The organism is Streptomyces sp. AC602_WCS936 (assembly GCF_019049125.1).
In the GTDB taxonomy this organism is placed as follows: Bacteria; Actinomycetota; Actinomycetes; order Streptomycetales; family Streptomycetaceae; genus Streptomyces.
In genome coordinates, this window is sequence record NZ_JAGMUF010000020.1 from 1 (window position 1) to 13,691 (window position 13,691).

Annotated in this window: 15 protein-coding genes and 1 pseudogene; 12 read left to right on the forward strand and 4 right to left on the reverse strand. The window is 73.5% G+C overall.

The window, feature by feature from the left end:
• Positions 1–374: 374 nt before the first annotated feature.
• Entirely contained in the window at positions 375–911 is a 537-nt protein-coding gene (locus KUM03_RS08625; RefSeq protein ID WP_217246439.1) for a MarR family winged helix-turn-helix transcriptional regulator, read from the reverse strand.
• A 251-nt stretch (positions 912–1,162) separates the two neighbouring features.
• On the opposite strand from KUM03_RS08625, the gene KUM03_RS08630 reads away from it, so the two are divergent.
• From KUM03_RS08630 to KUM03_RS08645, 4 genes are all read left to right on the forward strand, one after another.
• On the forward strand, positions 1,163–1,690 hold the full coding sequence (locus tag KUM03_RS08630) for a hypothetical protein (RefSeq protein ID WP_217246440.1): 528 nt from the start codon (positions 1,163–1,165) through the stop codon (positions 1,688–1,690).
• A gap of 22 nt (positions 1,691–1,712) precedes the next feature.
• Positions 1,713–2,357, forward strand: coding sequence for a TetR/AcrR family transcriptional regulator (locus KUM03_RS08635; RefSeq protein WP_217246441.1), 645 nt, complete (start codon positions 1,713–1,715; stop codon positions 2,355–2,357).
• Positions 2,358–2,521: 164 nt separating this feature from the next.
• Positions 2,522–3,151: an ABC transporter ATP-binding protein gene (locus KUM03_RS08640; RefSeq protein WP_308406282.1), complete on the forward strand. Its 630-nt coding sequence runs from the start codon at positions 2,522–2,524 to the stop codon at positions 3,149–3,151.
• The gene (locus KUM03_RS08645) at positions 3,138–3,932 is read left to right on the forward strand and encodes a hypothetical protein (RefSeq protein WP_217246443.1); all 795 of its coding nucleotides are present in this window, start codon (positions 3,138–3,140) and stop codon (positions 3,930–3,932) included. The genes KUM03_RS08640 and KUM03_RS08645 overlap by 14 nt, the downstream gene beginning before the upstream one ends.
• A gap of 4 nt (positions 3,933–3,936) precedes the next feature.
• On the opposite strand, the gene KUM03_RS08650 is transcribed toward KUM03_RS08645, so the two are convergent.
• On the reverse strand, positions 3,937–5,025 hold the full coding sequence (locus tag KUM03_RS08650; RefSeq protein ID WP_217246444.1) for a Ku protein: 1,089 nt from the start codon (positions 5,023–5,025) through the stop codon (positions 3,937–3,939).
• Positions 5,026–5,066: 41 nt separating this feature from the next.
• Between KUM03_RS08650 and ligD the strand changes: the two genes are divergently transcribed.
• Positions 5,067–5,948, forward strand: a complete 882-nt coding sequence (gene ligD / locus KUM03_RS08655; protein WP_217246445.1) for a non-homologous end-joining DNA ligase — start codon at positions 5,067–5,069, stop codon at positions 5,946–5,948.
• Between the two features lie 44 nt (positions 5,949–5,992).
• Here ligD and KUM03_RS38180 read toward each other — a convergent pair.
• Positions 5,993–6,219 (reverse strand): annotated as a pseudogene (locus KUM03_RS38180) (NERD domain-containing protein); the annotation flags it as partial.
• A 251-nt stretch (positions 6,220–6,470) separates the two neighbouring features.
• Between KUM03_RS38180 and KUM03_RS08660 the strand changes: the two are divergent.
• The 7 genes from KUM03_RS08660 (at position 6,471) to KUM03_RS08690 (ending at position 12,949) form a co-directional block, all read left to right on the forward strand.
• A complete protein-coding gene (locus KUM03_RS08660) occupies positions 6,471–6,902 on the forward strand; it encodes a dual specificity protein phosphatase family protein (RefSeq protein WP_254399078.1) in 432 nt (143 codons plus the stop codon).
• A gap of 88 nt (positions 6,903–6,990) precedes the next feature.
• A complete protein-coding gene (locus KUM03_RS08665) occupies positions 6,991–7,740 on the forward strand; it encodes a hypothetical protein (RefSeq protein ID WP_217246447.1) in 750 nt (249 codons plus the stop codon).
• Positions 7,737–8,981 (forward strand): ATP-binding protein, encoded by a 1,245-nt coding sequence (locus tag KUM03_RS08670; RefSeq protein WP_217246448.1) that lies wholly within the window; start codon positions 7,737–7,739, stop codon positions 8,979–8,981. The genes KUM03_RS08665 and KUM03_RS08670 overlap by 4 nt, the downstream gene beginning before the upstream one ends.
• Before the next feature lie 116 nt (positions 8,982–9,097).
• Complete coding sequence (locus KUM03_RS08675) at positions 9,098–9,538, forward strand: SH3 domain-containing protein (protein ID WP_217246449.1); 441 nt, start codon at positions 9,098–9,100, stop codon at positions 9,536–9,538.
• 43 nt (positions 9,539–9,581) lie between these two features.
• Positions 9,582–10,943, forward strand: a complete 1,362-nt coding sequence (locus KUM03_RS08680) for an FtsW/RodA/SpoVE family cell cycle protein (protein ID WP_217246450.1) — start codon at positions 9,582–9,584, stop codon at positions 10,941–10,943.
• On the forward strand, positions 10,940–12,397 hold the full coding sequence (locus tag KUM03_RS08685) for a penicillin-binding transpeptidase domain-containing protein (RefSeq protein ID WP_217246451.1): 1,458 nt from the start codon (positions 10,940–10,942) through the stop codon (positions 12,395–12,397). Before KUM03_RS08680 ends, KUM03_RS08685 begins: the two co-directional genes overlap by 4 nt.
• A gap of 45 nt (positions 12,398–12,442) precedes the next feature.
• Positions 12,443–12,949 (forward strand): DUF3291 domain-containing protein, encoded by a 507-nt coding sequence (locus KUM03_RS08690; RefSeq protein WP_217246452.1) that lies wholly within the window; start codon positions 12,443–12,445, stop codon positions 12,947–12,949.
• Here the strand turns inward: KUM03_RS08690 and KUM03_RS08695 are convergent.
• Complete coding sequence (locus tag KUM03_RS08695) at positions 12,946–13,545, reverse strand: Uma2 family endonuclease (RefSeq protein WP_217246668.1); 600 nt, start codon at positions 13,543–13,545, stop codon at positions 12,946–12,948. The two genes, KUM03_RS08690 and KUM03_RS08695, sit on opposite strands and share 4 nt — an antisense overlap.
• Positions 13,546–13,691 lie beyond the last annotated feature (146 nt).

The following is a 13,691-nucleotide window of genomic DNA, read 5'->3' on the forward strand; positions in this document are numbered from 1 at the left end:
GAGTAGCTGAGTGGTCGGAGGCCGGGGCGGCTGGGGCGGTTGGGGCGGTTGGGGGCTGGGGCGGCGAGGGGGGGCTGGGGCGGCCGGACGGTCGGGTGACCGGGACGGCCGGGCGGCCGGACGGTCGGGTGACCGGGACGGCCGGGCGGCCGGGCGGTCGCGCGTCGGACGGCCGGAGCGGTCGGGCGACCGGGTCACCGGGTGACCAGCGCGGCCGAGGCAACCGAGGCGGCCCGCCAGCGGGCGCCAAGCCTCGCGGGCGCCAAGCCCCACGGGCGCCAAGCCCCACGGGCGCCAGACCTCGCGGGCGCCAAGCCCCACGGGCGCCAAGCCTCGCGGGCGCCAAGCCTCGCGGGCGTCAGGCGTCGCGGGTGTCAGGCGTCGCGGGCGGCGGTGACGTCCGCCGGCCGGCCCAGCGGCTGCGGCTCGGGGTCGTCCGGTGCCGGGCCCAGCGGCTCGCCGCCCGCCTCGCTGAAGGCGGTGAGCGCCTCGACCAGGGCCGCCCGCTGGTGCGGCGCGAGCCGTTCGACGATCGTGGCGACCTCGGCGCGCCGCCGGGCGCTGACGTTCTCGACGGTGCGCCGGCCCTCGTCGGTGAGGCGCAGAAGGGTCTCGCGCCGGTTGTCGGGGTTGGCCCGGCGGTCGGCGAGCCCCGCCGCGATCAGCCGGTCGACCATGCGCATCGCCGTCGACGGAGCGACCCGAAGGTGGTCGGCGAGCGTGACCAGCTTGGTGTCGCCCCTGGTGAAGAGCACCATCAGCATCCGGAACTGGGGCAGCGTCACCCGCTCCTCCACCTCGGCGAGGGACCGTGCGGAGACCGCCACCAGCAGTCGTGAGGCGGCCAGTACCGCCCTGGTGACCGCGTCGACGTCGTCCAAGCCCTCGGCGGGCGTCTCACGCTCCGGCATGTGTCCTTTCTACCGCGCCGAATCCCGGTGCCGAACCTCGGCCGGCACCCGGGAACGGCCGGCACCGCCTGTACATCTTTCCCCTGTGCAAGGGTGGGGACGGATTCCCGGACCCGGAGGACGGCGATGACACGAGGGACACCCGCGGTGGCACCGGGAACGGCCCGGAGTCCCCGCGCGTTCACGGGGTTGGCGGTGGACGGTCAGAGGGCGCCGCTGGGCGGGGCGAAGAAGGAAGGAAGAGCGGGATCATGACCGCTTCGGGGCCGAACGGCGGCGCGACGCCGAACGAGCCGCACGAGCCGGGCGGTGTGCCGCCCGTGTCCGAGGACGTCTGGCGGAAGTTCCTCGAGGACGACGAGCGCGCCATCCGCGCCTCCGCCTTCCGGGAACCCGCGGCGCGCGAACGGACGCCCGGATGGCGGCCCGCGCCGCCGCCCGCCGCGGTCGGCGAGCTGTGGCGCCCGGAGGACCCGTGGCCCGGACCGGCCTGGCGCGAACTGGACGGCCGCGCCCGCGTCCGGCGGATCGGCCGGGTGATCGGCACGGCCGCCGCGGTGGCCCTCGCCCTGACCGCGTGGTCCCAGCTGTCCACCGGCCCCGGCACGCCCGGTGGCGGACCGGCCGACACGATCGGGCAGCGCCTGGAGGAGAGCCCCGTGCTGCCCAGCGCCGCCACCCCCGCGCCGACGGCGTCCGCCGCCACCAACCCGGCGGTCTTCGAGCCCGACCCGTCAGCCGTTCCCCGGGCGTCCCTCTCTCCCTGGACATACGACTGAACGCTCGTTTAGCATGTTGTACATGCGTTCAATCCCGGAGGACCGGACCACCCGGGCCCTCATCCGCGACGAAGCCCTCGGCCTGTTCGCCGCCCACGGGCCGGACTCGGTGACCGTGCGGCAGATCGCCACGGCGGCCGGAGTGTCGCCCGGGCTGGTGGTGCACCACTTCGGCTCGAAGGACGGGCTGCGCCAGGAGGTCGACCAGTACGTCGTGGCCGCCTTCGAGGCGATGCTGGGCGAGCTGACCGGCGACGGGAGTGACGAGCCGCTCGACTCCGGCGCCGGGGCCGCGTCCCTGAGCGCGGCGTTCACCCGCCACTTCCCGGCAGGCTCGCCGCTGCCCGGCTACCTCCGCCGCCTGCTGCTGGCCGACTCGGAGGCCGGACGACAGCTGTTCGGCCGCCTGTACGAGCTGAGCCGTGCCGCCCTGGACGACCTGGCGGCCGCCGGACTGGCCGTACCGGGCCGGGACCCGGCGGCCCGCGCGGCCGTGCTGCTCGCCAACGACCTGGCCGTGTTCCTGCTGCGCGACCGCATCGGCGAGGTGCTGGGCACCGACCCCCTGTCGGCCGACGGCATGGCCCGCTGGGCGCCCGAGGTCCTCGGCATCTACACGGGCGGGCTGAACGCGCCACCTCCAGCGGAGGGACCCCGAGAAGCCTAGGAAGGCAACGGTGACCGCACATGCCGACCGACCCGCCACCCGTACCGCGCACGCCGTCCACCCCGCACATGCCGTCAGCACCACAGTCGGCATCCGCACCACAGCCTGCACCCGCACCACAGCCGGCATCCGCACCCGCCGCGCCCGGCTCCGCCTCCTCCCCCGTGCTGCACGCCCGTGACCTGCACAAGGCGTACGGCAGCCACCAGGTCCTGCGCGGCGCCGACCTCACCGTCGCCCCCGGGCAACTCGTCGCGGTCGTCGGCGAGAACGGCGCCGGGAAGTCCACCCTCCTCAAGGCGCTCGCCGGCACCCTGCCCCTGGACCGCGGCGAGGTCCGGCTGACCGGGACGCTCGGCTACTGCCCCCAGGACCCGGTGCTGAACGGCAGCCTGACGGTCGAACAGCACCTGCGCTACTTCGCCGCCGCCCACCGCCTGCCCGGCCTCGACCGCGGCCGGGACCTCGTCCGCGCCCTGGGCTACGAGCGCTACGAACGGACCCCCGCGGGCGAGCTGTCCGGCGGCACCCGGCAGAAGCTCAACCTCACCCTGGCCCTGCTCCACGACCCCGGCGTACTGCTGCTCGACGAGCCGTACCAGGGCTTCGACTGGGAGACGTACCTGCGCTTCTGGGACCTCGTGGAGGATCTGCGCACCCGCGGCAGGGCCGTCGTGGTCATCACCCACCTCGTCTTCGAGCAGGACCGGTTCGACCTGCTGGCCGACCTGGCCGAGGGCCGCCTCACCGCGCGCGCGGCGGCCGGAAGGGAGCACCGCCGTGTCGACGCCTGACCCGACCACCCGTCCGGGACCGCTGTACGGGCAGTTCCCGACCGCCCTGCGTTTCTCGGTGCGCGACCAGACCCGCAACCGGCTCGCCGGTCTGCTGCTGCTGGTGTTCGTGCCCGTCTGGTACCTGGTCATGAACGCGATGGCCGGGGGCGAGCCGCTGGACTTCAAGCTGTACGCCACCGGTGAGGTGCTGCACGTCGACGGCGGGCACCTCACCCTGATCACGGCGGGGCTGAACTCGGTGACGATGATCGCCGGGTTCGTCGTCTTCGACGCCGTGCGCAAATCGCTCGCCTTCGACCGGCGCCTCGTCTTCGCCGGATACCGGCAGTCCACCCTCATCGGTGCCAAGACCCTGGCGGTCGCGGCGGTCGCCACGGGTATCGCCCTCTACACCGCGCTGGCGGTGCTGGTCTTCTGGCGCCCGGCGGTGGGCGCGTGGTTCGCCGTGCTCGCCGGGTTCACCGTCATCGCGCTCACCTACGGGGCTCTGGGTCTCCTCCTCGGCGTGCTGGTCAAGCGCGACCTGGAGGGCTTCTTCCTGATCATCATGGGCGGGCTGATGGACACGTTCCTGCAGAACCCGCTGGGCAACCCGCTCGCCAACGAGCCGATCCTGCAGTGGTTCCCGTCCTTCGGCCCCATGCAGTTCGCGGCCGGCGGCGCCTTCGCGGACGGCGCGCTGTGGGGGCACCTCGGGCTGGGGCTGGCCTGGGCCGCCGGGTTCAGCGCGGTGGGGCTGGTCATCTTCCGGGTGCGGACCCGCAACCGCGTCCGCTGAGGCGTCAGGCGCTGCGCTTGCGGGACGACGCCGTCTTCCTGGCGGTGCCCTTGCCGGCCGTACTCTTGCCGGCCGCACTCTTTCCGGTCGCCTTGTCCGTCGTCTTCTTCGGGGAGGCCCGGTCCGCCGTCTTCTTCGCGGGCTGGGCGGACTTCGCCGCCGACTTACGGGCGGCCGGCGAGGCCGACTTCTTGGCCGCCGTCTTCTTCGCGGTCGTCGACGTCGACTTCTTGCCGCCGGTCTCCTTGGGTGTCCGACGGGCCGGCCGCTCGCGCTGCGGCAGGGTCCTGACCTCGGCCGTCCCGGTGCCTTCCCCGTCCCGGGACTCCCGGGCGGCCCGCACGCTGCTCTCCAGCGCGGCCATCAGGTCCAGCACCTTGCCGGGCGCCGCCTCCGCGGAGGCCTGCGGGGGTGCCTCGCCGGCCGCCTTGGCCGCGATGACCTCCTCCAGCGCCTCGCGGTACTCGTCGTGCAGGTCGTCCAGGTCGATCTCGCCGAGCGTGTCCATCAGCGCGTCGGCGAGGTCCAGCTCCTGGTCGCGGACGGTGACGCCGGTGTCGGGGACGACGCCCTCGGGGGCGCGCACCTCGTCCGGCCACAGCAGCCCGTGCATGGCGATGGCGTCGCCGACGACCCGGAGCATGCCGAGGCGTTCCCGGCCGCGCAGCGCGAACTTGGCGATGGCGACCCGGTTGCTGCGCCCCAGCGCCTCGCGCAGCAGGGTGTACGGCTTGGCCGCGGTCGCACCGCTCGCCGCGAGGTAGTACGCGGAACCCATCTGGAGCGGGTCGATGCGCTCCTGCGGGACGAACGCCACGATCTCGATCGTCCGCGCGGTCGGGACCGGCAGGTGGGACAGGTCCTCGTCGGTGATCGGGATCATCGAGCCGTCGGCGTCCTCGTAGGCCTTGCCGATCTCGGCCTGGCTCACCTCGCGGTCCTCCAGCTCGCAGACCTTGCGGTAGCGGATGCGGCCGCCGTCCTCCGTGTGGATCTGGCGGAAGGAGACCGAGTGGTTCTCGGTCGCGTTCATCAGCTTGATCGGAATGCTGACCAGGCCGAAGGAGATGGCGCCGTTCCAGATGGATCGCACGTGCCGCACCTTTCCTGCCAGTTTCGTGAGATTGTCATGGTATGGCGCCTATCACCGAGGTGGAGGGGCGGCGGGTCGCACTCAGCAACCTGGACAAGGTGCTGTATCCCGGGACCGGCCTCACCAAGGGCGAGCTGCTGCACTACTACGCGACGACCGCCGAGGTGCTGCTGCCGCACCTGCGGGACCGTCCGGTCTCCTTCCTGCGTTACCCGGACGGTCCGGACGGCCAGGCCTTCTTCACCAAGAACGTGCCGCCGGGTACGCCCGACTGGGTCACCACGGCCGAGGTCCCCCGTTCGGAGGGGCCGGCCCGGATGGTGCTGGTGCAGGACCTGGCGAGCCTGATGTGGGCGGCGAACCTGGTGACCGAGTTCCACACCCACCAGTGGACCGCGAGCGACCCCGACGAGGCCGACCGGCTGGTCTTCGACCTCGACCCCGGCCCGCCCGCGACCGTCGTGCACTGCTGCGAGGTCGCGCTGTGGCTGCGGGAGCGGCTGGCGGCGGACGGCATCGAGACGTACGCCAAGACGTCCGGCGCGAAGGGGCTGCACCTGCTGGCGGGGGTGCGGGGGGCGTCGTCGGAGCGGGTGTCGGAGTACGCGAAGGCGCTGGCCGTGGAGGCGGAGCGGGCCTTGCCGCGGCTCGTGGTGCACCGGATGACGCGCAGCCTGCGGCCGGGGAAGGTGTTCGTCGACTGGAGCCAGAACGCCGCTCGCAAGACGACGGCCACCCCGTACACGGTGCGGGCCCGCGCGGTGCCGGCCGTCTCCACCCCGGTGACGTGGGAGGAGGTGGCCGGGTGCCGGCGGGCGGAGCAGTTCGTGTTCCGGACCGAGGACGTGGGGCCGCGGGTGCAGGACTACGGCGACCTGCTGGCGCCGCTCTTCGACCGGCGGCGGGCGGCCGCACTGCCCTGACCCGCGGCACAGTGCCCTGGCTGCCCCGCACGCCGGGCGGGTCCTCAGACGGGCGTCCAGGTGCCGCGGTCCCGGGCCACGGCGTGCAGGGCCTCCACGTCCGCCGGTTTGAGCGTTCCGCCCAGACGGGCCAGGTCCGGCAGCTCCCCGTCGGTGAGGACGCGGACCGAGCGCGGCGGCCCAGCGCGACCAGGGGGCCGGTGACGTGGACGCCTTGCCGGCGGGCGGGCAGCGCGTGGACGGCGAAGAGGCCGCCGGGGCCGATCACCAAGTCAGGTGATGGACCCGGCCATATCCGCACTTCCGAGATCGCCTTGGTGACGTTACGAGGCGCACAGTCATCATCCCCACGACCACGGGAACAGGCGGGGTGCTGCCCGGGCAAGAACCGGGCTACCTTTGACAGCGGTTGGGGAGATCGGTGCCGGGGAGTCCGCGGGCCGGTCTGCTCGGGCGGGTTTGGGGAGGCGCCGTTGCGTACTCGTGGGCCGGCCGTGGACGGAGATCGTGCCGGGGCTGTGGATGGGCGGGCACGAGTGCCGGCGGCAGGCCGGGCGGGTGGAGCCCGTCGTCGTGCGGGACGAGTTCGATCTGGTGCAGACCCTGCTGCGGCTGCCCGGGCACGGGCCGGACCCGGGCGTCGAGCACCATGTGTGGCCGATCCCCGACGGCCCCCTCGACGGCACCCAGCTGGCGGGTGTGATCCGGCTGGCCCGGGCCGCGGGCGAGGCGCTGGACGCCGGCCGCACGGTCCTTGTCCGCTGCTTCCACGGGTACAACCGCTCGGGTCTCGTCGTCGCGCACACGCTGATGCGCCGGGGCGCCGACGCCGACGAGGCGGTCCGGCTGATCCGGGCCCGGCGCTCGCCGTGGGCGCTGCACAACGAGCTGTTCGTCGAGTATCTGCGGGCCGGCCTGGACACCGTGCGGCTGCTGGAGGAGCTGGCCGAGTAGCCCGCCGCGCGGGGCCGCGCGCAGAATGGACTCCCGTACGAGCGATCTACAAATGATCTACGAATGATCACCGAACGCCAGGAGTGCAGTGGTCCCGAGCCGCCGCGGGCGTCCCGTCCGCGTCCCAGCCGCCCTCGCGCTGCTCGCGGCGGTGGCGGCGACCGGGGCGCTGGCCGCGTGCGGTGACTCGGGCGGGCTGCGCGGCGCGGGCGCGACACCGGCCGCGCAGAGCCCGGCCCGGCTCTGGCCCGACCTGACGCCGGCGTCGAGTCCCGCCTACGACATCGGCGAGGTCGACCACGAGGCCGTCAAGGGCGTCGCGGTCCCCGGCGGCGACATCCGCCGGGCGGACCCGGTGGCCGTCGTGCGGGCCGAGATCGCCGCGCACCCCGGCGAGTACGAGGGCGCCGGGGCGCCGTACCGGGAGACGGCCGACCGGATGGCGGACTGCGGCGAGGGCGCCGGGAGCGGCCGGTGTCCGGTGCTCCGGCCGTACTACCGCGACCTGACCGGCGACGGGCGCCCCGAGATGACCCTGGGCTTCCGGCTGCTGCCCGAGAAGCTGACCGCCGTGCGCGTCTACACCGTCGACGGGGACCGGCTGGTGAGGATCATGTCCTACGAGGACGCCGTGAGCGCGGTGGCGCTGGCCGGACGGACGGTGATCGTCCGTTCCCCCTCGGAGGTCGCCGGCTACGAGTACCGACTCCAGTGGACCTGGGACCCCGACCAGCGGGCCATGCTGCTGACCAGCGACGAGATGCTGCCCACGGAAGGCGGCGGCAAGCGCACCGAGCGGCCGTCGGCATCCGCGTCCCCGTCGGCGAGCGCCCGGTGAGGCTCGCGCTTCCCCGGTGGACCGGACCGCTCGCGGTGAAGGCGGCCGTCTTCATCACCGTGATGTGCTGCGCGCTCGCCGCGCTGCTCGGCGTCCTGGTGCACGTCTCGGTGACCAACCAGACCGTGGGGCAGGCCCGGGACACGGCCCTGGCCCGGCTGCGGGAGGCCACCGAGGCGTACGAGGCCGGGGACCCGCTGCGGCGGAGCGCCGGCGTCGATCCGCCGGGGCTGCCCGGGTCGCTGCGGGAGCTGGCGGTGTCGGGCCGGCGCGGCACGATGGTCGCCGAGTACGGGGGGCGCCCCACGATGTGGGCGGCGGGTCCGGTCGCCGGTGGCCGGGCGCTGGCGGTGCGGGTCGACCACACCCAGGGCGAGCGCACCATCGACGGTCTGGACGGCGCGATCGTGTGGTCGTCGGCGCTGGCGATCGGGGCGACGCTGCTGGTCGGCGCGTTCGCCGTGACGCGGGTGACCAGGCGGCTGCACGCGACGGCGCGGGTGGCCCGGCGGATCAGCACGGGCGACCTCGACGCGCGGGTCGGCGACCCTCGCGCGTCGGACCCGACCCGCCCGCAGGACGAGGTGGCCTCGGTCGCCGCCGCGCTGGACTCCATGGCGGCGTCGTTGCAGGGCAAGCTGCTCGCCGAGCAGCGGTTCACCGCGGACGTGGCGCACGAGTTGCGCACCCCGCTCACCGGTCTGCACGCGGCGGCCGAGCTGCTGCCGCCGGGCCGCCCGACCGAGCTGGTGCGGGACCGGGTGGCCGCCCTGCGCACGCTCACCGAGGACCTGCTGGAGATCTCCCGGCTGGACAGCGGGCGGGAGCGGCTGGAGACGGAGCCGGAGGCGCTGGGCGACCTGGCCGCACGGGTCGTGCGGGGCTCCGGCACGGGCACGCGCGTGGAGGTCGTACGGGACGCGCGGGTGGAGACCGACCGGCGGCGGCTGGAGCGGGTGCTCGGCAACCTGGTCGCGAACGCGCACCGGCACGGGCGGGCGCCGGTGGTGCTGACCGTGGACGGGCCGGTGATCACCGTACGGGACCACGGGGACGGCTATCCGGAGTACCTCCTCGTCCACGGGCCGCAGCGGTTCCGCACGGAGAGCGGGACCAAGGGGCACGGTCTCGGTCTGACCATCGCACTCGGGCAGGCGGAGGTGCTGGGCGCCCGGCTGGAGTTCGCGAACCCGCCGGACGGCGGGGCGCTGGCGACCCTGACCCTGCCCCACAAGCCCTGACCCGACCCGTACGGACGGGACCGTGCCCCGATGGCGCAGTGCGACGGGCGGACCGTACCCGCCGCTCCTAATGTGGCGATCAGTCACGCCCCGTCCGCTGCCCGGGAGGTACTCCCATGTCCCTGCTGAACGCACCGTCCCCGCGCTCGTCCCTCATCCGCGGCCTGGCCACCGCGGTCGCCGCCGGGGCGCTCGCCACCACCGTCGCCGTCACGCCCGCCGTCGCGAACGACGAGTGGGGCGGCGGCAACTCCGGCTCCGGCTCCGGCAGCTCCTCCGCCGGCCCCACCGGCGGGAACGGCGGCGACGGCCGACACGAACAGGCCCGCTACCGGGGCGTGGTCACCGCCCACCGGCTCGCCCTGCGCACCTCGCCGACCCGCGGCGGAGAGGTCATCCGGTACGCCCACCGGGGCGAGACCGTGCACATCTACTGCAAGACCCCGGGCGACAAGGTGAAGGGCAACCCCCTCTGGTACCTCCTCACGGACGGCACCTGGGCCTGGGGCGCGGCCCGCTACATCGACAACATCGGTCCCGCGCCGCGCTGGTGCTGATGCGAACGACCCCCACACCACACCATTTGGGTAAGTTCCGGACATGACCAAGGCCGGAACCGGAACCGGAATCACCGTGGCCCAGGCGGACACGCCCGCTCCCGTCGCCCGGCTCCCCCGGCGCCGTGGCATCGAACTCGCGCTGATCCTGATGGCCGTGCTGCTGTCGGTGTTCGGCTACTGCAACGTCGGTCTCGCCCAGCACGGCACCCTCCCGCCCGGCGCCGCCGGTTACGGCGCCGGGCTCGGCGTGCTCGCGCTCCTCGCCCATCTGGCGGTACGGCTGCGCGCCCCGTACGCCGACCCGCTGCTGCTGCCGATCGGCGTGCTGCTCAACGGCCTCGGCCTGGTGCTGATCTACCGGCTCGACCTGGAGACGCCGGGCGACCGGGCGGCCCCCACCCAGCTGGTGTGGTCGACGCTGGGCGTCGCGCTGTTCATCGTGGTCGTGCTGCTGCTGCGCGACCACCGCGTCCTGGCGCGCTACGCCTACGTCTGCGTCGCCACCGCACTCGTCCTGCTCATCGTGCCGATCTTCTTCCCGGCGGTGAACGGCGCCCGGATCTGGATCCGGATCGAGGGCTTCTCCATCCAGCCCGGCGAGTTCGCGAAGGTGCTCCTCGCCGTCTTCTTCGCCTCCTATCTGGCCGCCAACCGCAGCGCGCTTGCGTACGCGGGCCGCAGGGTGTGGCGGCTGCAACTGCCGACCGGCCGTGTCCTCGGCCCGATCGTCGCGGTGTGGCTGGTCAGCGTCGGCGTCCTGGTCCTGGAGCGCGACCTGGGCACCTCGCTGCTCTTCTTCGGCCTGTTCGTGGTCCTCCTCTACGTCGCCACCGGCCGCACCGGCTGGATCGCCGTCGGCCTGCTGCTGGCCTCGCTGGGCGCGGTCGCCGTGGGCTGGCTGGAACCGCACGTGCACAGCAGGGTGGAGGACTGGCTGCACCCCTTCGCGTCCATCGAGGCGGGTGACGGGCCCAACCAGCTGGCCCAGTCCCTCTTCGCCTTCGCGGCGGGCGGGGTGACCGGCACCGGCCTCGGGCTCGGGCACTCCATCCTGATCGGCTTCGCCGTCAAGTCGGACTTCATCCTGGCGACCGCCGGGGAGGAGCTGGGCTTCCTGGGCCTGACGGCGATCTTCCTGCTGTACGCGCTGCTGGTGGAGCGCGGCTACCGGGCGGGGCTGGCCGCGCGGGACCCCTTCGGCCGGCTGCTCGCGGTCGGCCTCTCCTCGATCGTGGCGCTCCAGGTCTTCGTCATCGCGGGCGGGGTGACCGGGCTGATCCCGCTGACCGGCATGGCGATGCCCTTCCTGGCGCAGGGCGGCTCGTCGGTCGTCACCAACTGGGCGATCGTGGCGCTGCTGATCCGGGTGAGCCACGCGGCGCGGCGCCAGGCGGGCCCATGACCCGGCACATCCGGCACGCCGCCGTCTTCTGCGCCCTGCTGCTGGTCGCCCTGCTGGTGAACGCGGCCCGGGTGCAGATCGTCCAGGCCCCGGAGTACGACGACAACCCGGCCAACCGCCGCCCCGACATCGCCCGCTACCAGCAGCCGCGCGGCGACATCCTGGTGGGCGGCGAGCGGGTCACCGGCTCCCGGGACACCGGCGAGCACCTGCGATTCGAACGGACGTACGCCGACGGGCCGCTGTACGCGCCGATCACCGGTTTCGCCTCGCAGGCGTACGGGACGACCCTGCTGGAGCACGCCGAGGACGGCCTGCTCTCCGGCGCCGACCCGCTGCTCGCGCCTCTCCCCTACTGGAACGACGTGACGGGGGCGCACAACCCGGGCGGCGACGTCGTGACCACGATCCACGAGGCGGCACAGCGGGCGGCCTTCGAGGGGCTCGGCGGGCGCAAGGGCGCGGTGGCCGCGGTCGAACCGTCCACGGGCCGCGTCCTGGCCCTGGTCTCCACCCCCTCCTACGACCCCCAGCTGCTGTCCGGCAACAGCGCGGACGCCACCCGGACCTGGGCCCGGCTGAACGGCGACCCGGACAAGCCGATACTCAACCGGGCGGTGCGCCGCACCTATCCCCCGGGTTCGACGTTCAAGGTGGTCACCGCAGCGGCGGCCCTGGACGCCGGCGTCATCCGGGACCTCGACACCCCGACCCGCTCGCCCGACCCGTACACCCTCCCCGGCACCCGGACCCGGCTGACCAACGAGGCCGACGGCTGCCGGAACGCCACGCTGCGGGAGGCGTTCGAGTGGTCCTGCAACACGGTGTTCGCCAAGCTCGGCGTGGACGTCGGGGTGCGCGACATGGCGGCCACGGCGGAGGCGTTCGGCTTCAACGACGACGGGCTGCGCATCCCGTTCGCGGTCTCGCGGTCCACCTTCGACACCTCGGTGGACCGGGCGCAACTCGGGCTCTCCTCCATCGGGCAGTACAACACGCGGGCGACCCCGCTACAGATGGCGATGGTGGCGGCAGCGGTCGCCAACGGCGGCCAGGTGCGCTCGCCGTACCTGGTGGAACGCACCCTGCGGGCGGGCGGCAGCCTCGTGGCGACCGCCGGTTCGCGGCCCTCCCGGGAGGCGATGCGGCCGTCCACCGCGGCGCGGCTCAAGGAGCTGATGCGGGGCGTGGTGGAGAACGGCACCGGCGCGAACGCGGCCATCCCCGGCGCCGTCGTCGGCGGCAAGACGGGCACCGCCCAGCACGGCGTCGGCAACTCGGGGGCGCCGTACGCCTGGTTCGTCTCCTGGGCGCAGGGCGAGCGGGACCTGGAACCGAGGGTGGCGGTCGCGGTGGTGGTGGAGGGCTCGGCGGCGGACCGGGAGGACATCAGCGGGGGCGGGCTGGCGGCGCCGATCGCGCGCGGGGTGATGGAGGCGGTGCTCGGGGGATGAGACGGGGGTACCGCCGCGCCGGGCGCCCGACCTAACGTTCGGTACATGACTGATGCCGTCGCGTACGAACTCGCTCAGGTCAACATCGCCCGCCTCAAGGCCCGGCTGGACTCCCCGCAGTTGAAGGACTTCGTCGACTCGCTCGACCCGGTGAACGCCGACGCGGACGCGGCGGACGGGTTCGTGTGGCGGCTGCAGAGCGAGGAGGGGGACGCGACCGGCATCGCGGTCTTCGACGACTCCTGGCTGATCATCAACATGTCGGTGTGGCGGGACGCGAACGCCCTGACGGCGTTCATGTACCAGGGGCGGCACCGGGAGATGCTGGCGCGGCGCAGGGAGTGGTTCGAGCGGGTCGCGGAGGCGATGACAACCCTGTGGTGGGTACCGGCGGGACACCGGCCGACGGTCGCGGAGGCGGAGGAGCGGCTGCTCCACCTGCGGACGCACGGGCCGACGCCGTACGCGTTCACGTTGCGGACGTCGTTTCCGGCGGAGGCGTCGGTGCCGGTCGCGGGTGAGGCACCGGCCGGGTTGGGGCGCTCCGTCTAGCGGCGGCGATCGATCGCGGTGAGGTCGATGTCGATGAGAAAGGGGACCGTGAGTTTGAGTCGGTTGTGGAAGATGCCTGTGGGTACGTAGGACTTGGTCATCGACTCCAGCTCATAGACGTAGACGACGGGAAGCCCGTTGCTCTCCTCGACCCGCCAGTAGTGCGTGATGCCCGCAGCGGCGTACTTGCGCGGCTTGGTCTCGCGGTCCCTGTCAACCGAGTCCTCGGAGACCACTTCGGCCGCCAGAAGGACGTCGCGGTGCAGGAGCCGAGTCTGCTTCGGCCCCAAGTCCGCACCCGCGCGGGCCACCAGCACGTCGGGTTCCGGACGGTTCCGGTTGTTGAGTGTCACCGTGAACTCGCGGTAGATCTCGAATTCGTCCGGTGCCTGGTCAATGAGGGCACGGTCCAGCAAGCGGATCGTACGCATGTGAAAGGCGGTCTGCGGACTCACGAAGACAAGGCTCCCGTCGATCAGCTCCGTGTGCGGAGGCAGGTTGGGAAGCTCGTCGAGGTCGTCCGCCGTCCAGCCGCCCTCCGGCGGACGGGGCCACTGGTAGTCGTCGTCCAGCCCGTAGTCGCGTGCGGCGCTCATGATCGCTCCCATGTGCCGGAGTCTGACTGACGTGGCCAGCGTACCCAGGGCGAACGACGACGGAGCGCTCCATCGAGCGATACCGCGCCGGACGATTGACGGCCGCCCACCTTTACCCCCGGTCAACAAGTCCCGCCCAAGGGATT